We start from the raw sequence: 24,608 nt of genomic DNA, 5'->3' as shown, positions 1-24,608 counted from the left end.
TCAACTCCGCCGCTTGCTCAGATAGTGATCGATGGTCACCGCAGCCAGCAGGATGGATCCCCGGATTATGTCCTGCCAGTAGACCGATACGTCCAGCAGGGCCAGTGAGCTGGACACCACCGAAAGCAGGATCGTCCCCAGAATAGCGCCCAGGATGGTGCCCGAGCCGCCCGACAGACTTGCCCCTCCGATGACCGCGGCGGCGATGACATTGAGCTCCATGCCGATGCCGAATGTGGGCTGCGCCGAACCGAAGCGCGCCATGTAGATCACCCCGGCTACACCGCAGAGGGCCGAGCAGAGTGTGGTGGTCAGGAAAATCACCTTCTTGGTGCGGATGCCCGAATAGGCGGCCGCCTTCTCATTGCTGCCCGTATAGAACACCTTGCGGAACATGGTTGTGCGCCTGAGCATGAAGTCGAAGGCGACGACCACCACGATGAAGATGATGATGACCACGGGGATGACCCCGATCGAACCCTGGCCGATGAACTTGAACTCCGGCGGTAGCGTGAAGAGGCCGAGCGGCCGCCCACCGGTGCCCAGGAGGCAAGCGCCACGGGCGATCACCATGGCCGCCAGCGAGACGATGAAGTGGTGCAGGCCCACCTTGGTGACGAAAAAGCCCATGATGGCGCCGATGGCCGCGCAGGCCAGGATGGCGATCAGTGACGCGGTCCAGGGGTCGACGCCATTGAGAAACGACAGGCCTGCAATGACCATGGCGAGCGCCGTGACAGAGCCGACCGACAGGTCTATGCCACCTGAGATCAAGAGGATCGTCATGCCGACCACGACAATGCCTTCAACCGCGAAGGCCATGGCCATGGCGCGCATGTTTTCCCAGGTCAGGAAATAGGGCGAGGCGAAGGACATCGCGGCAAACAAGGCCAGGATGATCAGGATCAGGCCGATCTCCCGCATACCAGCGAGGCGGCGCCAACCTGGCGTCGGCATGGGTTTTTCCATCTGTTCGTCCTTGGCGGCCATATTGGTCTCGATCGTACTCATGAAGCCATCTCCCGGGGCAGATCGGCGCTGATGGATGCCATATGCATGATGCGTTGTTCCGTCATGGTTTCGCCCGCCACCTCGCCATTGATCCGCCCTTCGCGCACCACAAGGATACGGTCGCAGCAGCCGATCAACTCCGGCAATTCGGAGGAAATCACCATGATACCGACCCCGCTATTGGCGAGGTCCCGCAGGATCCGGTGGATTTCGAGCTTTGCTCCCACATCGACCCCGCGGGTCGGCTCGTCGAGAAAAATGACCTTGGGGTTGACGGACAGCAGCTTTGCGATCGCCACTTTCTGCTGGTTTCCGCCGGACAGCGACGAGACTGGGTGCGAGAGACTGCCATATTTGAGGTTGAGGCGGCGGCCCAGTTCACGCGCCAGCGTTGCTTCGCGACGGCTGTCGATCAGTCCTCCCTTGCTCACCTGTTCCAGCTTCAGCGCCGAAACATTGGCCTGGATGGGCAGATCGAGGAACAGGCCGTCTCCCTTCCTGTCCTCCGAGAGGTAGACCATGCCAGCATCGATGCTTTGCTGGTAGCGGCGCAATGGCAGCACATTGCCATTCAGGCGCACCTCGCCTGTGGCGTGCGGATCAATTCGGCAGATACCCTTGACGATCTCGCTGCGCCCAGCCCCGATCAGCCCACCCAGCCCCAGGATTTCTCCGCGGTGGAGGGTGAAGCTGACATCCTGAAAGCGGCCCGGGCTTGAGAGTCCGTCGACCTGAAGAATGACCTCCCCATCGGTGGGTGTACCAACGGCCTTGGCGGGATAGCGGGCGTCGATTTCGCGACCCACCATGGCATTGACGACCTGGGTGGGCGTGGTCTCGGCAACATTGTGCGTGACCACATATTGACCATCGCGGAAGACGGACACACGGTCGCAATGGGCGAAGATTTCGGCCATGCGGTGGGAAATGTAGATGATGGCGATGCCGCGCGCGGCCAGGCGATGCATGATGGCAAAGAGCGCCTGGGCCTCGCGCTCGGTCAGCGCGGCGGTCGGCTCGTCGAGAATGAGGATGCGGCAGTCAAGCGTCAGGGCCTTGGCGATCTCGACCAGTTGCTGCTGGGAGATGGACAGGCCGGCAACGAGTGCCGACGGATCGATGTCACCCAGTTCGGACAGGATATCCCTGGCGCGCCGCTTGAGGCCGGCATAGTCCACCAGTGGGGCCCGGCTGACATTGGTGGATGCCATGAAGATGTTTTCGGCCACCGACACGTCTGGGCAGAGCGCGATTTCCTGATGCACCTGGCCAATGCCCAGCCGCTGCGCTTCTGTTGGCGAGCCGATGCGCACCACCTGGTCATCAATGCGGATCTCGCCGCTATCCGGCTGCAGGATGCCGTTGATGATGTTCATCATCGTGGATTTTCCCGCGCCATTTTCCCCGGCAAGCGCATGGATCTCGCCGCGCCGCAGCTCGAAGCTGGCTTCACGCAGGGCTTGTATGGCCCCGAACGCCTTGCTCAGCTGACTCACTTTCAGAATGACGTCGGACATCTCGCTCTCCCGTCTGGTCTGGAGCCTGCGCCGCAATCGAGGTCACGGCGCAGGGTATTTGTCGAAAGCCGGATCGTTAGTTGGGATCGCGGCCTTCCATGTAGACGTTGAGATCGAAGGAGTCGGCGTTGTCCTTGGTGATCACGGCAAAGCCGTTATCCACGAAGGGGATCTGCATGGGATTGTAGCCCGACACCTTATAGTCATTGAACGGATCGAACATGTCCGAATGGGCGGCGAGGAAAGTGGCCAGGAAGCCGACAAAGCCTTGGATGCCCTGGTTGGGATTGAGCGCCATATGGATATTGCCGGCGCGGATATGTTCCAGCGTGGTCGGCGTGATATCGGCATGCATGATCAGCACGTCCGAATTGGCTTCCAGCACCGCTGCCACAGCGCCCTCTGCTGAGCCGGCTTCCGGGATCCACATCGCATCGAGCTCGGGATTGGCCTGCAGGATCGAAGCCGTCGCGCGATAGGCGGCATTGCTGTCCTGGTTGGTGGCCTGGCGCCCGACCAGTTCCATATTCGGATAGTTTTCGGCCATATAGTCGATGAAGGCGGTGACGCGCAGGTCGTGATTGCTCTGGCCCGGGTTCTCCAGCACCGCATATTCCCCGCTGTCGCCCACCTGCTTGACGATTTCCTCGGCGGCGAACTTTGCTTCGGCGACATTGTCAGAGGTGATGTAGGCGGTGCGGTTCGAGTTCGGCGAGTCCGCTGCGAAAGTCACCACTTCCACCCCGGATTCGATGGCCCGGTTGATCGGCTCGATGAAGGGGTCGGACTGCATCGGGTGCAGCAGGATGCCGGCGGGCTTCTTGACGAGGTCCTGCTCGAATGAGGCGATCTGCTTGGTGATGTCATAGTCAGGCGTGCCCGAGAATACCGTCTCGCAGCCCATGGCCTCGGCGGCCTGCTTAAAGCCCTGGTATACCGGCACCCAATAGGGATGCGCCGAAACCATCACGTTCATGATGTAGGTTTCGCCGGGTTCGCACTGGAACGTACTCTGCGCCTGGGCGGATTGGATGCCGGCGGATGCGAGCGCGCCGGTCAGGGCGGCGACAGCGCCGGCCTTGAAGAACTTCGTCATAATTTCTCCTCCGATGAAACGAGATAGCATCCGGCCCTCCCGGCCTTGGAAAAAATCTCGCGCTGCGGTTTTTATTGCAACGGAAGCGATGTGTAGTCCACCTCATTCCCGGCGTCAATAGGAATGCACAAAAATCCATGGACTGAAATTTATTGCAACTACGGACCTCAACGCGGTGACCTCATCCGCTCGCTCCGCGCCGCCCGCTCGGACGACCGCCGCGGATGGGACGCAGCCTTCGGCAACGGGCTGCGAACCTGCGCGGTGCAAATTGCCGTTGGCGGACAACAATTGTTGTGCGTCAGCTCTTTGGCCGCGAGGCGAATGCCGCTATCCTTGGCCGTGATTGCAATGGGAGTCTGAGGCGACTTGACCCTATCGGACCCAGATCAGATCGACCTTGTCGGGCAGGCGCGCAAGCTCCAGGCGATGCTCGAGTCCGCCGTGGATGCGATCATCACCATCGACGGGCAGGGCATCATCACCACGGTGAACCCCGCGGCGGCGCGGCTGTTCGGCTATCGGCAGGAGGAGTTCATCGGCCGCAATGTGCATTTCCTCATGCCCGAGCCGGACCACTCTGCCCATGATGGCTACATTGCCAATTATCGCCGCACCGGCACCCGCAAGATCATCGGCATCGGCCGGGAGGTGACCGGACGGCGGCAGGATGGCACGACCTTCCCCATGCATCTGGCGGTCAGCGAATTCGAGATGGATGGGCGCCAGCATTTCACCGGCATCATTCATGACCTGTCGAGCCAGAAAGCCACCGAGCAGGCTTTGCGCCATGCCCAGAAAATGGAGGCCATGGGTCAGTTGACGGGCGGCATCGCGCACGATTTCAACAACCTGCTGACCGTCATCATCGGCAATTTGGAAATGCTCGAGGGCCGGTTGACCACCAGCAGCCAGCGTGAGCTGGCCACCGAGGCGCTTGAGGCAGCCGATCTCGGAGCGCGGCTGACGGCTCGCTTGCTGGCCTTCGCCCGCCGGTCGCATCTGGAGCCGGAGGTGGTCAATCTAAACGATTTCGTGCTCGGGCTGACCGACATGCTGCATCGCACTATGGGCTCGACCATCGCCCTGTCCAACGCCCTTACGCCCCGGCTGTGGCCGACACGGATCGACCCCTCGCAGGTGGAAAGCGCCATCGTCAACCTGGCGGTCAATGCCCGGGACGCCATGCCGGATGGCGGCCGTTTGATCATCGAGACCGGCAATGTCACGGTCGATGCGCCCATGTCCGAAGAGCTCGACGGGCTCAGGCCTGGCGACTATGTCCGCCTCTCGGTGGCCGATACGGGGCAGGGCATGCCCGCCCATGTGCGCGACCGCGCCTTCGAGCCATTCTTTACCACCAAGGAAACCGGTCGCGGCACCGGTCTCGGGCTGTCGATGATCTATGGCTTTGCCAAGCAATCCGGCGGCCATGCCACCATCTATAGCGAGGAGGGGCGGGGGACCACGGTCAACATTTACCTGCCGCGCGATGGTGCTGCCGCTGCGCCGCAAGACGAGGCGGAATCCCTCGGCGCGGAGTCCAAGGGACAGACCATACTCGTCGTGGAAGACGATCCGCGCGTTCGCCGGCTTACGGTCAATCGTCTCGAGGCGCTCAACTATGCCACCCTGGTGGCGGCTGACGCGCATGAGGCGCTGGCGGTTCTCGGCAGCGGCGCCGAGGTCGATCTCGTCTTTACCGATCTTGTCATGCCGGGGGGCATGTCTGGCTATGAACTGGCCCAGCGCATCGCCACCGACTGGCCCGGCCTTCCGGTCTTGCTGACCTCGGGCTATGCCGACGAACTCGTAAGGCGGGACGCCGACGCCATTGCCCACCTCAAGGTGTTGAGCAAGCCCTATCGCCAGGCCGATCTGGCCAGGGCCATCGCCGAGGCCCTGGAGGGGCCGTAGGTCAGCGCTCCAGCTTCTGCGGGGTAAAGCAATACCCCGCGCCCCGCACGGTCTTAATCAGGCGGGGATTGCGCGTGTCGGCCTCGATCAGCTTACGCAGCCGAGCCACCTGATTGTCTATGCTGCGGTCATTGGGGGCCCAATCCTGCCCTTTGAGCAGGTCCATGATCCGATCGCGGTCGAGCACGGCATGGGCATGGTTTGCAAACACCACCAGCAGATCGAACTCGCCAGTGGTCAGGACAACGTCTTCACCATTCGGTCCCGTCAGGCTGCGGCGGGCAAGGTCGAGAACGAAGCCATCGAACGTGATGGTCTCCGAAGCCGTCTTTGCTGCCGCACCGGTTCCGGCGCTTCTTCGCAACACGCTGCGGATACGCGCCAGAACCTCACGCAGGTGAAATGGCTTGGCGATATAGTCATCGGCGCCGATTTCAAGCCCGACAATGCGATCAATCATGTCGCCCTTGCCGGTGATCATGATGATGGGCACGTCTGAAACCTGCCGGATGCGCTGCGCAACGGCCAGCCCGTCGGCGCCGCCCAGATTGAGATCAAGCGTGACCAGATCGGCTTGGGCGAGCGCTGCGCCGATATTTTCACCGTCGCTTGATTCACTGACCCCATAGCCTTCGTCTTCCAGACACCGCCGCAGCATCCTGCGGATCTGTGCGTCGTCGTCGACAACCAGGATGTGGTGGCGTTGCATCGCGGCGGGGCTCTATGGGCCGTTACAATCGGTTACACTCACCGGATAGGCCGAATACACGAGCGTGGTCAATTCCGTTCCGCAAGCACAGAACGGAGTCCCGCTATGTATGTCTTCCCCCATACCGCCCCTGCGAGCCAGAATGCCGTTCGTGCTGGCGCTGGTGAGGCCGGCCGGGTCGTTGGCGCCACCACAGTGCTGTTCCACGAGGGCGACAAGGCGGATGCGCTCTATGAAGTGGTCAGCGGTGTATTCCGTGCCACCAAGGTGTTCTCCGATGGTCGTCGGCAGGTGGTCGCTTTCGCTTATCCCGGCGATATCATCGGCTTCGGGCATGGCGAGAACTATCGCTTCGATTGCGACGCGCTGACGCCGGCGCGTGTGCAGGTCACCGCCAGGGGCGATGTGCTGGCCGCCGCCCGCAATCGGCCCGAGTTGGGCGAGAAGCTGCTGGCAATGGCTGCTGGCGAAATCGCCACCATGCACGATCTTTCGGTTCTGCTGTGCCGCAAATCGGCAATGGAACGCGTCGCTGGCTTCTTGATATCTCTGGCCGCTCGTTCGGGCAGCCCGGCGAACGACCAGCGCGTAAACCTGCCTATGTGCCGCGCCGATATCGCCGATCACCTCGGGCTCACGATCGAAACGGTTAGCCGCAACCTGACCAAGCTCAAGCTCCGCGGTATCGTCGAGTTGCCGGATCGGGGAAGCTTCGTCATTCGTGACCTGGTGCGCCTGCAAGACCAGGCCGAATGCGAGGCCGTGGTGCACTGAGCCGCAATGTCGCGTGCACGCATCGCTATTGCCCATTTTGCTGATGCCCGGAGCGTTGATGGCGTAATCGCCGATCTCAACGCGTTGGGCTGTGACGGTCTTGGCGCCCTTCCGGAAACTGTTCCAGGTCTGCAGGGGAGCGTCTGCCGTCTCGAGGTGGCGCTGCCTCCCGCCCGGGAACGGGCAGTTCTCAACGTGCTGCTGAACAGCGAGGCCCTGCGCGTCGATATTCACGATGCTCCCCTCTAGCGCGTCTTCAGCGGGCAGCGCGGCAAGACAACACCTGGACGTTCCTGAAGAACACAGCTGGATGGCGATCTGCCCTAGACTGCCGCCGAATGGCGAGCTGTTCCCTGTCCGAGATAGGTGTCGAAGCGGGCGGCAATAGCCCGAACGAAGGGTCGACCGCGGTCTGTAACTTCGAACACGCCGTCCTGCATGGTCATCATGCCATCAGGGTCCGTCAGGGCGAGGGCTTCAGCCTCGCGCATCATGGCGCGACCAGCTGCGCCAAATCCAGCCAGGTCGCGCTCGCAAAGCCTGAAGCGGCACAGAAGCGTCGAAATCACCAAACCTCTCAGCTTGTCGGCCGGCGTTAGCGCAAAGCCGCGAGCCGTGGCGCCATCTCCGCCGAGCACTGTCCGGCTGTAGTCCGCCGTGGGCGTGATGTTCTGCACATAGCCCTGGGGCAATTGCCCGATGGCCGATGCGCCCAACCCGATCAAGGCATCCGCGGCATCGTCCGTGTAGCCTTGGAAGTTTCGGCGCAGGCGGCCGGTTCGTGCTGCTTCAGCAAGCCTGTCGCCAGGGCGGGCAAAGTGATCGAAGCCGATTGGTTCCAGTCCTGCCCGGGTGAGGCGAGCCGCCGCCAGCTGAGCCTGGGCGAAGCGAGCATGGGTGTCAGGCAGTGCCTCGCCCGGGATCATCTTCTGATGGGTCTTCATCCACGGTACATGCGCGTAGCCGAACAAGGCGACCCGATCGGGTTGGAGGCTCAAGGCCTGCTCTATGGTTTGCGCCAGACCTTCCTCGGTCTGGTAGGGCAGGCCGTAGAGCAGGTCCAGATTAACCGAACTGACGCCGCGTGCGCGCATGGCCTCGACGACTGCCTGGGTCTGCTCGAAGCTCTGCAAACGGTTGATGGCTTGTTGCACGCGGGGGTCGAAGTCCTGAACACCGATGCTGGCCCGATTGAGCCCGAATGCGGCCATGGCATCATAGCGGCCATCATCGAGATCATTGGGGTCGATCTCGATGCTGACCTGGGCATCCGGCGCAATGGTGAATGCGGTGGCGAGCTTGTCCCTGAGTGCCAGCAGATCCACCGGGTCCAGCAGAGTTGGCGAGCCGCCGCCCAAATGGATGGCGGTGACCCGCCCACGTCCCCGCAGCTTGTCGCTGACCCAGTCAATTTCGGCATACAACGCCTTGAGATAGGCGGCCACCGGCTCATAGCGCAACGTGTGCTTGGTGTGGCAGCCGCAGAACCAGCAGAGGCGGTCGCAATAAGGGATGTGTAGATAAAGCGAAATGCTTGCCTGCTGCGGCAAATCCCCGAGCCAGCGGGCATAGGTCTGGGCGGTGATGCCACCATGGAAATGCGGGGCGGTGGGGTAGCTGGTATAGCGCGGGACGGGCTGCGAATAGCGCTCGATCAGCTCATGCGTGAATGCGGTCATGGCCTGCCTGGGCGTGGATTGCGCCAGCAGCCATAGCAGCCGATCCATGCCCTCACTTGTTCCAGATCAAGTGAGGGTCGTTTTTGGCCGAAGAGAGCAGCGGGCGCTTGTGCGGCATTGGCGGCAACGCCGCGCGCTTGGTTCAGCCCTCCCGTAGCCAGACCTGCATCGGTCCGGGCGTCCGGTTGGCCCAGAGATAATAGGGGATGGCCGTCATGCTTGTGTCCGCTGGTGTCGGCGGACTGCTCCGATAGAGGTCCAGGCCCCAATCATTCCCGCCAATGGTATGCGCTGGAGCCGACAGCGTCACGATACCATCGAAAAGATCGGCACTATGTGCAGTGATGGTAGCACTGCGTGGCAGGATGAGATCGGCTATTGGCGTTCCATTGTCGGCCTGCTCAGCACAGTAGATAAGTGGCCCGCGCGCTAGCGCCACCCGGTGGCGATCCATCTTCACCTTCGGGTTGGCATAGATGCGCCGCGGCTCCATGGGCAGATCGAGCGCGATGGTGTCACCGTCGATCCAGTCCCGATCGATCACCAGGTAGCCGCCGCGCAACTGCCCCGGCACATCCAGCGGGTTGCCATTGAGCGTGGCGATTGCATCACGAGCCCATCCCGGGATCCGCAAATTGAGAGCGAAGGGCCCGTGTCCGTCCGGATGAACGCTGATGTTGATCTTGCCTGACCAGGGATAGTTGGACTGCTCGACAATGCGAATGCGGCGGCCGTCGAGATCGAGTTCGGCACTATTGCCGCCGTAGAGATTGATCGCGATCGCGCCCGGCCCGACCGAGTAGAAATACCCACCCACCGAGGCGACGAGGCGAGACACATTCATCGTGCAGCAGGGGCAGGGGTGCCAGGGCCAGCGACGATGGCTGCCGTCGCTCTCAAGCTTGTTCTCGTAAAAATAGAACTCGCCGTCCCGCGACAGGCCAGACAGGACGCCATTGTATAGGGCCAGCTCCATTGCTTCGGCATATTGCCCGTCGAGTTCCAGGTTCAGCATGCGCTGGGCCCAGAACACAAAGGCGATGGACGCGCAGGTTTCGCAATAGGCCGTGTCGTTGGGCAGGTCGTAGTCTGTGGTGAAGCCTTCGTTCGAAGCCGACGGTCCGAAGCCGCCGGTCACATACATGCGGGTGGTCGTGACATCCCGCCACAGCACTTCGCAGGCGTGACGGAGACTGTCGTCATCCATCTCGGCAGCGAGATCTGCCATGGCCGTATACATGTACATGGCCCTGACCGCATGCCCGACCACCTTGTCCTGCTCGCGCACCGGCTTGTGGGCCTGGCTGTATTCGTGATTGCCCTTGTCGTAGAAATGGTAGGCCTTGGGGTCGTCCCCGCGGGCGATCGCTTCCTGGTCGAAATAATGCGGCTGGCGCCCGCGCTCATTGATGAAATAGGCGGCCAGCTCAAGCTGTTTCCTCTCGCCGGTCAACTGGTAGAGCCGGATGAGCGCAATCTCGATTTCCTGGTGCCCGGGATAGCCGCGCTTCTGGTTCGGGCCCGTGCCGAAAATGGTGCGGATATGCTCAAGGCTCCGCTCCATCACCTCGAGCAATTTGCGCTTGCCCGTGGCCTGGTAGTAGGCGATGGCCCCTTCGAGCAGATGCCCGATATTGTAGAGTTCGTGCCGGTCTCTGAGATTGGTCCAGCGGTTCTCGATCTCGTGGCCCTGGTACCAGAGATTGATATAGCCGTCCGGCATTTGCGCTGCCTCGAGCTTGTCCACGATCTCGTCGACCTGCCGCTCGATTTCGGGATCCCGCCGGTGGCGCAGGGCATAGCCGGCCGCCTCGATCCACTTGCCAATGTCGCTGTCCCAGAAGAACTGGGTCGTGAAGCCGCCAGCATTGCGCGGGATGCGCAGCGGCGGCGGCGGATCCTTGAGCTCGAGCGATTCCAGGATGCCGCTTTCCCCCAGCTTCCGGTATTGGCTGGGCACTGTGCGCGTGAGCACCGTTTCTAGCCGCTCGGACCAGAACGGTCCGGTCAGGCTCACGCGTGTGAACTCAACGGGAGAATAGCGGCGCATTGGGGCCTCCTCCGGCCCTGAGGGCCATTCTTGTTGATGCAGCGCCAGCCTGAACGATTCAGCTCGGCGCCGGCATGTCGCTATCGCCCTCCACCAGTTCCAGTGGCACGATCTTTCTGACCACCCCCAGCGGATAGTGTGCGGCATAGGCCGGCATTGTTGCCAGCAGGGCCTCGGCAAGCGCAATCCCGAGATCGCGCAGCGACAGGCGGAAACTGGTAAGCTTGGGCACCAGGAAATGCGCTTGCGGACTGTCGCGGCTGATGACGGCGAATTTTTGCCCAGGCGGCAGGCCCACCTGATTGAGCCCGTTGTAAAAGCCTAGTGCCATCAATTCATTGGTCAGGATGAAGCCGGTGGGTTGCTTGCCCGGTGGCATTGCCGCAATGGCGTGGGCGATCTCATGGCCCCCGCGCTCATTGGGATGGGCCCGGAACACCAGGTCCGGATCGAAGGCTATCCCCCGCTGTTCCAGCGCCTTGCGATAGGCATCGATGAAGACATAGCCCAGATTGGTGTCATCCAGCGGCGCGTAGATGCCGATGCGCCGGTGCCCCTTGCCCACCAGTCTTGCTACGCCCGCTTCCGCCATGCCCTCGAAATCAAGGTCGAGCCAGGGATGCCCCGCATCGGTCAACGACCGACCCAGGGCGATGAAGGGTATCTTGCGGGTCGCGAGATAATCGATGCGATGATCCTCGCGCTTGGTGGCCGAGATGATCAGGGCATCAGCGAAACCCCTGGCCACCACGCGCTGCATATAGGCGTCCGGGTCTTCCTCGGACGAACAGAGCAGGGCGACAAGATCCAGCTGGTGGCGGGCAAAGACCGCCTGCACGCCGTCGAACACGCTCATGAAGAAAACGTCGCCCTCCCCGGTGATCTCCGAGCCCGTCTGCATCATGAAGCCGACCACACCGGTGGCGCCGCTCCGCAGGGCGCGACCGGCCTGGTTCGGGACGTAGCCAAGGGCACTGGCGGCCTCCAGCACGCGGCGCCGAGTCTCTTCGTTCACATCCGGCTTGCCGTTCAAGGCGCGCGAAACCGTTCCGATCGAGAGATTGAGATGCTGCGCTAAGTCTCTGATGCCAATCATTTTTGTGATTTTTCTCCCCCGTCCCGCCCGTGTTCCAAAAACGTTTACGATTTTTCATTGACAGCGGAAAGGCTGCAAATGTATCGTCGTAAACGTTTACGGGACTTCCTGCCCTGATGCTGCACAAGATGGCAAGGGCGGGACAAAGTCCAGAGGGAGGACGTCTTGGTCTATTCTGCGGTGCTCGCCGGATGCGGCGGCATGTCCAAGGGCTGGCTGTCCGCCTTGTCCGAGCATCCGTTGCTCAAGGGCAGGGTGCGGATCGTCGGGCTGGTGGACCTGGACCGGTCGATGGCCGAGCAGCGTGCCGCCGAGTTCGGTTTGGGCGATATTGCCATTGGCACCGATCTCGATACCGTTCTCGCCCAGACCAGGCCCGATCTGCTGTTCGATGTCGTTGTGCCGTCAGCTCGTGCCGCTCTGGTGCGCACAGGTCTGCGCCATGGCTGCCACGTGCTGACCGAAAAGCCCATGGCCACCAGTATTGCTGATGCCAGGGCGATGATCGTCCAGGCCGAGGCTGCCGGGCGGTTGCACGCCGTGGTGCAGAACCGGCGTTTCATTGCCGGCGTTCGGCGTATCCGGCAGTTGATTGAGAGCGGCGCGCTCGGCGAGATTACCGGCCTCAATTGCGACTTCTTCATCGGCGCCCATTTCGGCGGTTTCCGCGAGGACATGGACAATGTCCTGCTGCTCGACATGGCCGTCCATACCCTGGATGCCGCCCGGTTCATGGCCGGCAAGGCACCCCGTGCGGTCTATTGCCTCGAGACCAATCCGCGCGGCTCCTGGTATCGGCATGGCGCCGCGGCCAATGCGATCTTCGAGTTCGAAGATGATCTCGTCTTCAATTATCGCGGGTCCTGGTGCGCCGAAGGCGCCAATACCAGCTGGGAAAGCGCCTGGCGCATCATTGGCACCAAGGGCACGCTGCTCTGGGATGGCGAAGAGAACTTCCAGGCGCGAATTGTCGCCGGCGACACGGGCTTTTTCCGCGACCTTGAGGACCTGGAAGTGCCGGCCCTGGCCAGCGATGAACAGACTCACGGCCACGCCAGCGTCATCGCCGACTTCCTGTCCGCCATTGAATCCGGACAGGCGCCCGAAACAGCGGGCAGCGACAATATCAACAGCCTCGCCATGGTTCTTGCCGCGATTGAAAGCGCGCGAACCGGGCAGCGCGTCTCCATTCAGGTTTGAGGAATTTTCAAAGTGAGCGATCCCGCAAAGTCCATTCGCATCGGCACCATGGTTTCTGCATCGGCCGGCAAGGCTGCTGAGCGCATTGGCGAAATTGCCGATCTGGGCTTTGAGAGCTTTGAGCCCTTCTTCTGGCAGACAACCAACGGTCAGGACATCGCCGAGCTGGGCAAGCGCTGCAAGGATGCCATCGGTGATCGCGACATCACCATCTCCACCATCGGCATGTTCGGCAATCCGCTGGAAGACGAGGAAATGGATCGCCAGACCCTGCAGGGCTGGAAGGACTGCATCGACAATGCCCACCACTTCGGCGCGACCTGTGTTGCCGGCTTCACCGGGCGTATTCGCAACAAGCCCCTGACCGAGAGCCTGCCAAAGTACAAGCAAGTCTGGTCCGAGCTTGCCAAGCGCGCTGCCGACAAAGGCATTCGCATTGCATTTGAGAACTGCGCCATGGACGGCAACTGGCAGACTGGCGACTGGAACATTGCCCACAATCCCGACGCCTGGGAGCTGATGTTCAACGAGACCCCGGACGACAATATTGGGCTCGAATGGGAACCCTGCCACCAGATGGTCTATCTCATCGACCCGCTGCCACAGATCCGCAAATGGGCGCCCAAGATTTTCCACGTGCACGGCAAGGACGCCACCATTCGCTGGGACGTCATCCGCGAGCACGGTATTTTCGGCAAGCCCCCCTTCGTCTTCATGCGCACGCCGGGTTTCGGCGATAGCAATTGGACGGACATCATTTCCGAGCTGCGCCTGGCCGGCTGGTCTGGTTCCATCGACATCGAAGGCTGGCACGATCCGGTCTATCGCGATGCGCTGGAGATGACCGGGCAGGTGCGTGCGCTCAATCACCTGAAAGAGTGTCGCGGCGGCGATTTCGTCGACAACCGCGAATGACTGGTTTCCTTGTCCCGCTCGGAGGAGAATGCGGGGCAGGGAGGAGAACGGCGGGCGATGGGCTCGTCATCATTGGGAGGAGACAACCATGACTATCCGTTTCGGCCTGGTAGGGGCGATTGCCCTTGCAACTACATCCCTACTGACCCTCGGTCCTGCGATGGCCCAGGACGAGGTGACCATCACTATCTGGTCGCTGGACGATGCCAATCAGCCGGCGCTGAACCTGGCGCGGGAGTTCGATGAGCAGGAGCCGGGCATCAAGGTAGAATACCGCGAAATCCAGTTCGATGACGTAGTCAGCGAGGCCATGCGCGCCTTCGCAACTGGCCAGGCGCCCGACATCATCGCGGTGGACAATCCCGAACACGCCTTGTTTGCGGCGCGTGGCGCCTTCCTCGACATCACGGACAAGATCGCCAATTCCGACGTCATCGATCCGGCCAACTATTTCCCCGGCCCGCTCAACTCGGTGACCTGGGACGGCAAGCTCTATGGTGTGCCCAAGGCCACCAACACCATTGCGCTTTATTACAACAAGGACCTCTACGCCAAGGCCGGCATCACCGAGCCGCCCAAGACCTGGGACGAATTGGTCGAGGTCTCGCGCAAGCTCAACGACCCTGCCAACAACGTCTACGGCCTGGCCTTCTCGGCCAAGGCGAACGAAGAAGGCACCTTCCAGTTCCTGCCCTGGGCCCAGATGGGCGGCGGCGGCTATGACAACATCAACGCCCCGGGCGCGGTGAAGGCGCTGGAAATCTGGAAGACCATTCTCGACGAGAAGCTCGCTTCCCCCGATACGCTCACCCGCGGTCAGTGGGATTCCACCGGCACCTTCAATTCGGGCAACGCGGCTCAGGTGATCTCCGGGCCCTGGGAGCTCAACCGCATGCTCGAGGAAGCCAAGTTCGACTGGGGTGTGGCCTTGCTGCCCACCGAGACCGAAGGCGGAACCCGCTCTTCGGCCATGGGTGACTTCAACTGGGCCATCTTCGCGTCCACCCAGCATCCTGACGAAGCGTTCAAGGCTCTGGAATACTTCGCTAGCCAGGATGATCGCCTGTTCCCGGAATTCGGCCAGTTGCCCGCCCGTTCCGATGTGGCACTGCCCGAGACTGGCGTGGCGCTCAAGGATGCCGCCCTCAAGGTCTTCCTGGAACAGCTCCAATACGCTCAGGCTCGCGGTCCGCACCCCGAATGGCCGAAAATCTCCAAGGCCATTCAGGACGCCATTCAGCAGGCTCTGACCGGTCAGGCGTCCCCGCAAGCTGCACTCGACCAGGCTGCCGCAACCATTGACGGTATCCTGGGTCAGTAACCTCCTCCCGACCACTGGCTGCCCGGGCAACCGGGCAGCATCTTCTTGCTTTTCCAGGGGGAGGATGCGTTGAACCGACTGCTATCCAGCCTGCGCGACGGCAAAGGGTTCGACATCGTGCTCGTCACGGTGCCGCTCTTGTTCCTGATTGCGCTCTCCGGCCTGCCACTCATCTACAACGTGGTGATGAGTTTTCAGGAAGTCGACATGTTCAGCCTGGGCACCTTTGCGCGCCCCTGGGTCGGCTTCAAGAACTACATCGCCGTGTTCAGTGCTCCCGAAACCTGGCCGATTATGCGCAATACGGCCGTGTTTGTGGTCTGTTCGATAGCCGGACAATTCCTCCTGGGCTTCGGTCTGGCCTTGTTCTTCACGCAGAAATTTCCCGGCGCATCCTATATCCGCGGCCTTTTCCTGGCCTCCTGGGTCATGCCGGGCCTGGTGGTGGGCGCCATCTGGAACTGGATCCTTGCTGGCGACTTCGGCGTCCTCAACTATGTGCTGAAGTCGATTGGCATCATCTCCGAGAACATTTTCTGGCGATCAGATACCAATTGGTCGCTCTGGGCAGTGATCATCGCCAATATCTGGCTTGGCACGGCCTTCAATATGATCCTGCTTGCCGTGGGTCTGGCTGGTATTCCCCGCGATCTCTATGAGGCCGCCGAGTTGGACGGTGCCAATGGCTGGCAGCGTTTCTGGACCATCACCCTGCCGATGATGCGCGCGACGATCGGTGCCGTGATTTCACTTGGGCTGATCTTCACCTTGCAGCAGTTCGACCTCTTTGCAGCCATCACTTCGGGCGGTCCGGCCAATTCATCCAACGTGGCGCAGTACTGGGCCTGGGAACAGTCCTTCCGGCAATATGACTTCGCCAAAGGCTCCACCATTTCCGTGGTCATGATTGCGGTGGTGATGATCGCCTCTGTTATTTATGTCCGCTCGACCCGTCATGAGGTGCGGGGATGAACCAGATCTGGACTCAACGCCTGCTTCTGCTCGTAGCCCTGTTGCTGGCCGCTCTCTATCTGTTTCCGCTTTACTGGATGTATGTCACCAGCCTCAAGACGGGGTCGGAGATCTTCGCCACGCCGCCCGGCCTCACGCCCGCCAATCCGCAATGGGGTGTCTTCGGCTATGTCTGGGAATTGCGGGGCATGGGCCGCTTCCTCTGGAACTCGGTGGTCATTGCGTTCGGCACCATGATGCTGACGGCCATTCTGGGGACCGGATGCGCCTATGTGCTGGCGCGCTACCGCAATTTCTGGATCGATGTGGCTCTGTTCCTGGTGCTCATGCTGCAGGTTCTGCCGGCCTCATTGATGATCACGCCGATCTTTGTGGGCTTTGCGCAGCTGGGCTTGCTCAACTATCCGCAACTGGCAGTGGTGCTGGCCATCACCGCCAAGGCCATGCCCTTCTTCGTGGTTCTCGTCCGGGCCAGCTTCATGAGTGTGCCCACCGAACTTGAGGAGGCCGCTTTGGTCGATGGCAATTCGCGGGCCGGGGCTTTCTGGTCCATCGTCCTGCCGCTCGCCCGCAACGGCATTCTGGTTTCGGCCATCCTTATCTTCATGCAGGCCTTTGGTGAGTTCGTCTATTCCAAGTCGATGATACCCGCGGTCGAGCTGCAGCCCGCCTCGGTTGGCCTCAATGCCTTCATGGGTCCCAACACCACGGAGTGGAACAATATCATGGCCTATGCGACCATCTACGTCACTCCGATCCTGGCCGCCTTCGTCATCCTGCAGCGCCGCATTGTCTCCGGCCTAACCTCGGGAGCCCTCAAATGAGTGCCCAACCGCAGATTGAACTCGTCGACATCGACAAGCACTATGGCAGCTTCCACGCGCTCAAGAACATCAATCTGTCCATTCCCAAGGGGCAGTTCGTGGCGCTGGTCGGCCCGTCGGGCTGCGGCAAATCAACCCTGCTGCGCTCCCTGGCAGGCCTGGAAAGCATCACCGGCGGCACCATGAAGATCGCCGGCGAAGTCATGAACGGCGTGCCGCCGCGCAAGCGCGACGTGGCCATGGTGTTCCAGTCCTATGCGCTCTATCCGCATATGACGGTGGAGCAGAACCTGACCTATTCGCTGCGCCTCAAGCGCGTCCCCAAGGCTGAGGCCAAGAAGGCCGCCGATGAGGTGGCCAAGACCATTGGCCTGCAGCAATTGATGCACCGCTACCCGCGCGAACTGTCGGGCGGGCAGCGCCAGCGTGTCGCCATGGGGCGAGCCATCATCCGGCATCCCAAGGCGTTCTTGTTTGATGAGCCCCTGTCTAATCTCGACGCCGCCCTGCGCGTCCACATGCGCAAGGAAATCCGCGCCCTGCACGACCGCCTGGGAGCAACCTCGGTCTATGTGACCCATGACCAGATCGAAGCCATGACCATGGCCGACCATGTCGTGGTCATGCGCGACGGCGTGATCGAGCAGCAGGGCAGCCCCCTCGAACTCTACGATCGTCCCGCCACCCGATTTGTGGGCGGCTTCATCGGGTCGCCGGCGATGAACTTCATCTCCGGCACCGTTGCCGCCGACGGTCAGAGCATCGCGCTCGAACTGGATGGTTCCGGTGCCCTGCCGATCGGCCGCGGCCTCGAGCCGGGTCGCAAGGTCACCGTGGGGCTCCGGCCCGAGCATGTCGAGGTCGGGCCCGCTGCTGCAGCGCAGATCACCTTGCCGGTTGCGGTCGTGGAATCCACCGGCTCACTCACCTATCTGACAACCGGCGGCGACCCCGAGCTGACCGTCGTGATCACCGGCCGGAGCGATATCCGGGCAGGGCAGACGGTCGGTCTTTCCATCGCCCCGGGCCGGGTGCACATCTTCGATCCGGAAACCGACCGCGCCCTCTGATCCGGGCTTGAAACCAGCGGCGGCCTCAGCTGGAGGCCGCCAGCGCGGCGCGCACCGATTTCAGCCCTTCAGCGGTTGAACCGGCCGGCCGGTACTCAAGGCCGACCGCTCCGTCATAGCCATTGGCATAGAGCCAGGCCAGCCGCGCACCCAGGTCGATCTCGCCAAGCCCCGGATCATTGCGCCCTGGATGATCGGCCACATGGGCATGGATGACGCGCGAGACGCGCTGGTTCAGCACGTCCTCGATCCGCTCCCCCATGACATAGGAGTGGTAGAGGTCGTAGACGACGCCGATTTCCGGCCGCCCCACCTCATCGACAATATTGAGCGCCTCGCGGGTCGAGGACAGATAATAGCCCTTGTGGTCGATGAAGGTGTTGAGCGGCTCCACCCCCAGCCGCACCCCGCTGCCCTCCAGCACATCCGCCGCCGCGCGCAGGCAATCCACCAGTGCCTTGTGCTGTTCCTCGCGCGTGCGACCCTCCAGATCGTCGCCCGCCTGGGCGATCAGCACCTTGGCGCCCAGCCTTTGGGCCGTCCTCACCGAGGTCGCCAGCCCCGCAAGGAACGCGGCATGATTGGCCGGATCGGTCAGCGCGATCATCGGTTCCGCGACAAACCCGCTCAGCGTCAGCCCGGTCTCCCTGAGGGCCGCCTCGATGGCGTCAATATCCTTGTTGGACCAGAACCAGAACTCCACCGCATCCAGCCCCGCTGCCTTGGCAAGGCGGATGCGGTCGGCAAAATCGGCGCTGGCGTCGGCGAACAGCCATTCAATACAGGCGGAAAGTTTCATCTCGGTCCAATCGGGTGGTCTATCAGCGATAATCGATCAACACCTGCATGACCTCGGGCGAACCTTGATCGAGCAGGCGGTATCCGCGCTCCGCTTCTGCCAGGGGCAGGCGGTGGGTAATGAAGCTCTTGAGGTCGGGCCCCAGGCTGGTGAGATAGTCGCGGGCAATCCGGCCGCGCCGCTCCACCGACCACAGCGGGCCCAGGAACGGGCTGACCGCCCCCACCTGCGAAGAAATGATCCGCGGTCTGTTGTGATGAAACTCGCCCGAAAGACTGAGGCTTTCAAACGTGCCGCCATACCAGGACATGGCCACGACCGTGCCATTGAAGCCCACGGTGCGGATGGCCTCGTTCAGCGCCGGCGCTGCGCCTGACACCTCGATGACCGTGTCGGCGCCCCGGCCTTCGGTGAGATCGCGCACGGCTTCGGCTATCTCTCCGGCGACAGGGTCAAGCACATGGGTGGCCCCGCCGCGCATCGCCAGCTGTCGGCGCTGCTCGATACCGTCGATCGCGATGATCCGGCGCGCTCCATTGCGCGCGAGCAGGCGCGTCACCAATTGCCCGATCACGCCAAGCCCGCTCACCACTACATCGGCGCCCAGCGGAATATTGGCGTCCAGCAAGCCATTATAGGCCGTGTTGAGATTGGCGAAGAACACCCCGATCTCGGGATCGCCGAGGTCGGCCAGCGGCACAATCGCGTCGGCATTGACCACGGCATGCTGGCCATGCGGCACATAGGCGAAAACCAGGTCGCCGCGCGCTAGGCGCGTGACCTTGTTCCCGAGTTCGGCGACCCGGCCCGCTGCGGCATAGCCATACCGCGCCGGCCAGTGCCAATCCGACCCATGGGCGTCAGAAAACAGGCGGGTCCGCGGATCCATCGCCTGCCGCCATTGTGGCGCCAGCCCGCGAAACACATTGAGCTCGGTTCCGGCGCTGATGCCGGAGACCTCGAGGTCGAGCAACACCTGATCGGGGCCGGGCCCGTCCAGCGTCTCTGTGCGCACCTCCACGGCGCGCGGGCCGGTGAAATAGAGCGATTGAGTGGTCATTGACACGGCTATCACCCCTTGATGCCACCGGCGGTCAGCCCGCCGACGAGTTGGTTGCGGAACAGGAAGAACAGCAAGACTGCCGGCGCTCCGATTACGACGCCGCCGGCCATCACCACACCCCAGCTGAACGAATAGGGATCGAATAGCGTCTGCAGGGCGAGCGGCAGTGTCTTGACGTCGGTGCTTGTGATCAGGGCGAGGGCCAGAAGGAATTCCCCCCAGGAAAGAACGAAGGCAAACGTCCCTACGGCGACGATGGCCGGTCGGATCAACGGCAAGGTGATACGAACCATCGCACCCAACTGAGTGGAGCCTTCCATCATCGAGGCCTCCTCCAGCTCGCGCGGCACGGCGTCGATATAGCCCTTGAGCATCCAGACCGCGATGGGCAGGCCCAGCGCCAGATGAGTGACAGTCAGGGCGGTCAAGGTATTCGCGAGCCCGAGCGAACGCACGATGACGACGATGGGTACCAGAACGGCCACCGCCGGCAGCATCTGCGTTGCCAGGATGAGGAACCCTATCGCGTCCCGGCCGCGATAGGTGAAGCGGCTCAGCGAGTACGCTGCCGGAAGCGCGATGAGAACGGTGAGTAGGGCAACGCTGCCACCAACCAAAAGGCTGTTCCGCAGGGCTATCAGAAAGTCGCTGCGCGACAGGATATCGGCAAAATGCTCGAAGGTGACCTGGGCCGGGATCAGGCTGCGCGTCATGAGGTCGGCATCGGGCCGGATCGAGGCAACGAACACCCAGATGATCGGGGCCAGCAACAGGACCACCAGCAATATGGTCAGCGCATCCAGCGCGACGTCGATGAGGCGCTTGTCGTTCAATCTCGCCTCCGCAATTGCAGCAAGGTCAGGGCGGCCCCGGCCAGGATGAGCAACATCACCACACTGATCGCGGCGGCATAGGCCGGCCGTAGGTCCGTGAACACCGCCTTGAACATGGTGATGCCGAGAATGGTTGTTGCGTCCTGGGGGCCACCGCGCGTCATGATCCAGGGCAGGTCGAAACTGTAGAAGGCCAGAATTCCAAGGACCAGTCCGATGATCACGACCGTGTTCTGGATCAGTGGCACGGTAATAGTCACAAAGCGCTGCCAATGGCCTGCGCCGTCTATGGCCGCCGCCTCATAGAGCTCGTCGGGTATCGACTTCAGCGCGGCCAGCAGCGCCAGGACCATGAAGGGCATGCCTTTCCAGCCCGATATGAAGATGATGACACCGAGCGCCAAATTGGGATCATTGAGCACCGAGCTGGTGTCGGCGACGCCCAGGGCCTGCAGCACGGCATGCAGTGCGCCCACTTCGCTATCGAGCAGGAAACGCCATCCATAGCCGAGCACGATGAACGGCATCACCCAGGGCAAAAGTATGAGCGCCGAGGCGGCACGCGCTATTGCACTGTCGCGATTGAGCAGCAGCGCCAGGGGCAGGGCCAACGCAATCTCGACGGCTACCGTGCCAAGCGTCCAGACACAGGTGCGCCAGAAGGCGGACCACAGGGCGCTGTCGGCGAGCAAGGCCGAGAAGTTCTTGAACCCGCCCCAGATCGGCTGCGGATTGCGCAGCAGATACCAGTCCTGAAATGACAGCCAGAGCGCATAGAGCAGGGGGAGGACCGCTATGGCCAAGGCGACGGCCACTGCCGGGCTCACCAGGGCATAGGCAAGCGCCTGGTCCCCTGGGGACCGTGGCGCTCGCTCTGCACTGGAAAGGCTCATGGCTGGATACAACCGAATGAAAAAGCCCCGGGCGGCAGGAGGTCAGGCCCGCCCGGGGTGTCGCCTCTAGCGGGCGAGAACCGTGTTGATGTCGGCGCAAAGGTCTTGTGTTGCCGCATCGATGTCCTTCTGGCCCAGGGCCACGGCCTGAACCGCCTTCTGTATGGTGTCGACCTCGAGCTGTCCCATCTGCGCGATGGCCTGGCTGGGATATTGGTAAGGCCGGGCGTTCTGCAGCTGCTCGACGAAGACCGGATAGGGGAATTCGGTCCAGGGTTCTCCCTGCGCCAGTGAAATACTGCCCGGGATGAAACCGCCTGCTACGGCCAGCTCCTTGAAGGCCTCGCCATGAGTGGCGAACATGATGAACTGGCCGGCCGCTTCCTTGGCGTCCGAGGCGTCCCACATCACGAGCGGCCAACCGCCCAGGAACCCGGACCTGTTGTCCGGCCCTGCCGGCACCTGTGCGATCGCAACCTGGTCGAGCCAGTCGGGCTGTTCGGCAACCAGGTCCCGATACAGGCTGGGGTGCATGAGGATCATGCCATAGCGGCCATCGAGAAAGCCGCGTTGGAAGGTGTTGCCGTCCATGCTGGCCGCGTCGGGATGGGTCGAGCCGTCCAGCGCAATGCCAGTATAGACTGCCAGGGCGTCCTTGAACTGGGGCGTGTCAAAGCCACAGGAGCCATCTTCGGCCAGCATGCGGGCGCCATAGCCAAGATAGGCGCTCATGAAATTGTGAATGGTGAAATAGTCGAGGCTGGTCGAAAGCCCTATGCCGTAAACTCCGTCCGGCGCTGCCTCTGTCAGCGTCTTGGCCGCCGCGCGCAGTTCTTCCCACGTGTCCGGGGGCGAATTGGGATCAAGACCTGCCTGCTCGAACAGGTCCTTGCGGTAATAGAGCGCCCGCGTTTCCACTGCGATGGGCGAGGCCCACCACTGGCCGTCGAGGTTGTAGTAGCCCCGGTCGCCCGGCCAGATGTCGGCGGCAACATCGGTGCCATGCGCTGCGTCATATGCCGCGAATGCATCGTCGAGCGGCGCCAGGGCGCCGATGGCCTGAAACTGGGCCACAACATTATTGCCCAGCATGGATACGTCAGGCAGTCCGCCAGTCGTCAGCGCCGTGACAAGTCGTTGCTGCTGCTCGGACCAGGGCACGATCTCCATGACCACGTCGACGCCCTGATGCTCGGCCTCGAACGCGGCGATGATCTCCTCCCAGGCGGCAATGTCGTTGGGATTGGTCGAAAACTGCCAGAAGGTCACGGTCTGACCCATCGCTGGTGCCGCCACCAACATCGAACCGAGCGCTGTCGCCGCTAACAGGCCATACCGCATCAAAATCCCCCCTTTGATCTCGCTATGTGCGAGGGCGCCTCGACCCAGAACACGAGTGTGTCATCGTTAACATGTACGACAGCTAACATGGGTCTGAATGGTGTGTCAAACTGTCGCATTCTTCGGTGAAGGCCCTGTGGAGTTCCTGATGACCAGGCTCGTCTCGAGAACGATTTCCTCGGGGGTTTCGCGCCCTTCAATCGCCGCCAGGGCCATGTCGAACCCGTGCCGCCCAAGTGCCGCTAGAGGCTGCGCTACGGTGGTCAGTTCCGGTGCGAGATAGGCGGCGATGGTGTCGTCGAAGCCGACCACCGATACATCACGCGGCACCCGTTTGCCCATGCGATAAAGCGATTGCAGAACCCCCGTGGCTAGGATGTCGCAAGTCGCGAAAATGGCCGTGGGAGGACGGGGCAGTGCCATCAGCGCATCCGCATGCTGCTGTCCTTCAACGCCGGATATCTCGGCGTTGAGATCATAGTAGATACCGAGGCGTTCATAGTGTTTGTCGATCGCAAGTCCATGGGCCGCCATGCCGTCCCTGTAGGCCGCAAGGCGATCGTCTTCGACCGACCTTTGCCGGGCTGCGTCCCTCGGATAGAAGGCCGGGTCGCCGCCTACAAAGGCAATTTGGCGGTGTCCAAGCCCGACAAGATGATCGATCGCGGCTCGGGCTCCGACATAGTTGTCCACACGCACTGACCGCGTGGAGCCTGTCAGTGACCGCTCCAGTTCGATGGCCGGAATGCCGGCGTCTTCGAGAACCGCGATATTGTCCGGGCTCGCTGTGGTGCAGAACATCACTGCGTCCACGCGTTGCGCAATAAACGTCTCCACGCCATAGCGCTCATAGCTTTCGCTGCCACCGTGGTTGAAGATCACCACACGATAGCCCGCCGCGATAGCAGCCGCTTCAACAGCGTGGGCGACCCCGACAAAGAACGGATTGACCGTGATCGCGGTCAGCATCAGGCCGATCGTATAGCTGCGCTGGGTCCGAAGGCCGCGCGCCACGATGTTGGGTCGGTAGTTCGTCGCCTCAACGGCGGCCAACACTTTCTGCCTGGACTCGGCCGAAATGTAGCCTTGTTGCCTGAGGACGCGATTGACCGTGGCTGTGGAGACGCCCGCCAGCCTCGCAACCTCCATCAATGTCACTGTCTTGCGGGCCAACAGATTTTCCTGTGCTCGTCGGGCGTTAACGGCCGCTCGTCGCAGTCCCGATCCCCTGCACGTTGCAGTGACACCGGTTCCGCACACACCGAGCATGCAACCATTATATCGGCATTGAAATAGCAATTTTTGCCAATACGACGGCGTGTCCCGTCGGTCCGGTCTAGGGCGCGGACAGATGGTGCGCACCCAGTTCGGGTCGATGTTTTGTGGATCAAGTGCTTGAAATATAGAGGTTTTGGGCGCCGGGTCCGGTTTCGGATCAGTGCCGGATCGTGGCTACAATTTTCGTCTTTACATATAATAGTACTTTATATAGCGTCCCCATACCGCCTGAAGCGAATACGCCGGGCGG

Annotated in this window: 22 protein-coding genes; 9 read left to right on the top strand and 13 right to left on the bottom strand. The window is 62.0% G+C overall.

Features of this window, described 5'->3' with window-relative positions; genetic code table 11:
* From QZ564_RS11960 to QZ564_RS11950, 3 genes are all read right to left on the bottom strand, one after another.
* Complete coding sequence (locus QZ564_RS11960; protein ID WP_297109923.1) at positions 1-969, bottom strand: ABC transporter permease; 969 nt, start codon at positions 967-969, stop codon at positions 1-3.
* 38 nt (positions 970-1,007) lie between these two features.
* The gene (locus QZ564_RS11955) at positions 1,008-2,528 is read right to left on the bottom strand and encodes a sugar ABC transporter ATP-binding protein (protein ID WP_297109885.1); all 1,521 of its coding nucleotides are present in this window, start codon (positions 2,526-2,528) and stop codon (positions 1,008-1,010) included.
* A 76-nt stretch (positions 2,529-2,604) separates the two neighbouring features.
* Positions 2,605-3,624, bottom strand: a complete 1,020-nt coding sequence (locus tag QZ564_RS11950) for a substrate-binding domain-containing protein (RefSeq protein WP_297109882.1) — start codon at positions 3,622-3,624, stop codon at positions 2,605-2,607.
* 369 nt (positions 3,625-3,993) lie between these two features.
* On the opposite strand from QZ564_RS11950, the gene QZ564_RS11945 reads away from it, so the two are divergent.
* The gene (locus QZ564_RS11945; RefSeq protein ID WP_297109879.1) at positions 3,994-5,541 is read left to right on the top strand and encodes a PAS domain S-box protein; all 1,548 of its coding nucleotides are present in this window, start codon (positions 3,994-3,996) and stop codon (positions 5,539-5,541) included.
* Between the two features lies 1 nt (position 5,542).
* On the opposite strand, the gene QZ564_RS11940 is transcribed toward QZ564_RS11945, so the two are convergent.
* A complete protein-coding gene (locus QZ564_RS11940) occupies positions 5,543-6,250 on the bottom strand; it encodes a response regulator (protein WP_297109876.1) in 708 nt (235 codons plus the stop codon).
* Positions 6,251-6,355: 105 nt separating this feature from the next.
* Between QZ564_RS11940 and QZ564_RS11935 the strand changes: the two genes are divergently transcribed.
* Entirely contained in the window at positions 6,356-7,024 is a 669-nt protein-coding gene (locus tag QZ564_RS11935) for a helix-turn-helix domain-containing protein (RefSeq protein ID WP_297109873.1), read from the top strand.
* Between the two features lie 6 nt (positions 7,025-7,030).
* Positions 7,031-7,273 (top strand): hypothetical protein, encoded by a 243-nt coding sequence (locus QZ564_RS11930; protein ID WP_297109870.1) that lies wholly within the window; start codon positions 7,031-7,033, stop codon positions 7,271-7,273.
* A gap of 74 nt (positions 7,274-7,347) precedes the next feature.
* On the opposite strand, the gene hemN is transcribed toward QZ564_RS11930, so the two are convergent.
* From hemN to QZ564_RS11915, 3 genes are all read right to left on the bottom strand, one after another.
* Positions 7,348-8,703, bottom strand: a complete 1,356-nt coding sequence (gene hemN, locus QZ564_RS11925; protein WP_297109920.1) for an oxygen-independent coproporphyrinogen III oxidase — start codon at positions 8,701-8,703, stop codon at positions 7,348-7,350.
* 142 nt (positions 8,704-8,845) lie between these two features.
* On the bottom strand, positions 8,846-10,753 hold the full coding sequence (locus QZ564_RS11920) for a beta-L-arabinofuranosidase domain-containing protein (protein WP_297109867.1): 1,908 nt from the start codon (positions 10,751-10,753) through the stop codon (positions 8,846-8,848).
* Positions 10,754-10,811: 58 nt separating this feature from the next.
* Complete coding sequence (locus QZ564_RS11915) at positions 10,812-11,849, bottom strand: LacI family DNA-binding transcriptional regulator (protein WP_297109864.1); 1,038 nt, start codon at positions 11,847-11,849, stop codon at positions 10,812-10,814.
* Between the two features lie 165 nt (positions 11,850-12,014).
* On the opposite strand from QZ564_RS11915, the gene QZ564_RS11910 reads away from it, so the two are divergent.
* The 6 genes from QZ564_RS11910 to QZ564_RS11885 all read left to right on the top strand — a co-directional run bounded on the left by QZ564_RS11910 (position 12,015) and on the right by QZ564_RS11885 (position 18,151).
* Positions 12,015-13,049 carry a Gfo/Idh/MocA family oxidoreductase gene (locus QZ564_RS11910; protein WP_297109861.1) on the top strand — a complete coding sequence of 345 codons (1,035 nt, stop codon included), beginning with the start codon at positions 12,015-12,017 and terminating at the stop codon, positions 13,047-13,049.
* A 12-nt stretch (positions 13,050-13,061) separates the two neighbouring features.
* Complete coding sequence (locus tag QZ564_RS11905) at positions 13,062-13,964, top strand: sugar phosphate isomerase/epimerase (protein WP_297109858.1); 903 nt, start codon at positions 13,062-13,064, stop codon at positions 13,962-13,964.
* An 88-nt stretch (positions 13,965-14,052) separates the two neighbouring features.
* Positions 14,053-15,285: a sugar ABC transporter substrate-binding protein gene (locus tag QZ564_RS11900; RefSeq protein WP_297109855.1), complete on the top strand. Its 1,233-nt coding sequence runs from the start codon at positions 14,053-14,055 to the stop codon at positions 15,283-15,285.
* Positions 15,286-15,354: 69 nt separating this feature from the next.
* On the top strand, positions 15,355-16,257 hold the full coding sequence (locus QZ564_RS11895) for a sugar ABC transporter permease (RefSeq protein ID WP_297109852.1): 903 nt from the start codon (positions 15,355-15,357) through the stop codon (positions 16,255-16,257).
* On the top strand, positions 16,254-17,081 hold the full coding sequence (locus QZ564_RS11890) for a carbohydrate ABC transporter permease (RefSeq protein WP_297109848.1): 828 nt from the start codon (positions 16,254-16,256) through the stop codon (positions 17,079-17,081). Before QZ564_RS11895 ends, QZ564_RS11890 begins: the two co-directional genes overlap by 4 nt.
* The gene (locus QZ564_RS11885) at positions 17,078-18,151 is read left to right on the top strand and encodes an ABC transporter ATP-binding protein (protein ID WP_297109845.1); all 1,074 of its coding nucleotides are present in this window, start codon (positions 17,078-17,080) and stop codon (positions 18,149-18,151) included. The genes QZ564_RS11890 and QZ564_RS11885 overlap by 4 nt, the downstream gene beginning before the upstream one ends.
* Before the next feature lie 25 nt (positions 18,152-18,176).
* Here the strand turns inward: QZ564_RS11885 and QZ564_RS11880 are convergent, their stop codons facing one another.
* The 6 genes from QZ564_RS11880 to QZ564_RS11855 all read right to left on the bottom strand — a co-directional run bounded on the left by QZ564_RS11880 (position 18,177) and on the right by QZ564_RS11855 (position 24,253).
* Positions 18,177-18,950 carry a TIM barrel protein gene (locus QZ564_RS11880; protein ID WP_297109842.1) on the bottom strand — a complete coding sequence of 258 codons (774 nt, stop codon included), beginning with the start codon at positions 18,948-18,950 and terminating at the stop codon, positions 18,177-18,179.
* Positions 18,951-18,972: 22 nt separating this feature from the next.
* Entirely contained in the window at positions 18,973-20,010 is a 1,038-nt protein-coding gene (locus QZ564_RS11875; protein WP_297109917.1) for a zinc-binding dehydrogenase, read from the bottom strand.
* 11 nt (positions 20,011-20,021) lie between these two features.
* Positions 20,022-20,846, bottom strand: a complete 825-nt coding sequence (locus QZ564_RS11870; RefSeq protein ID WP_297109838.1) for a carbohydrate ABC transporter permease — start codon at positions 20,844-20,846, stop codon at positions 20,022-20,024.
* Positions 20,843-21,739 carry a sugar ABC transporter permease gene (locus QZ564_RS11865; protein WP_297109835.1) on the bottom strand — a complete coding sequence of 299 codons (897 nt, stop codon included), beginning with the start codon at positions 21,737-21,739 and terminating at the stop codon, positions 20,843-20,845. Before QZ564_RS11865 ends, QZ564_RS11870 begins: the two co-directional genes overlap by 4 nt.
* Before the next feature lie 66 nt (positions 21,740-21,805).
* Positions 21,806-23,080 (bottom strand): sugar ABC transporter substrate-binding protein, encoded by a 1,275-nt coding sequence (locus QZ564_RS11860; protein ID WP_297109831.1) that lies wholly within the window; start codon positions 23,078-23,080, stop codon positions 21,806-21,808.
* Positions 23,081-23,185: 105 nt separating this feature from the next.
* Positions 23,186-24,253: a LacI family DNA-binding transcriptional regulator gene (locus QZ564_RS11855; protein ID WP_297109828.1), complete on the bottom strand. Its 1,068-nt coding sequence runs from the start codon at positions 24,251-24,253 to the stop codon at positions 23,186-23,188.
* Positions 24,254-24,608 lie beyond the last annotated feature (355 nt).

This window comes from uncultured Devosia sp. (assembly GCF_913055165.1).
Classification (GTDB): domain Bacteria; phylum Pseudomonadota; class Alphaproteobacteria; order Rhizobiales; family Devosiaceae; genus Devosia.
This window is presented reverse-complemented; position numbering and strand designations above follow the sequence as displayed.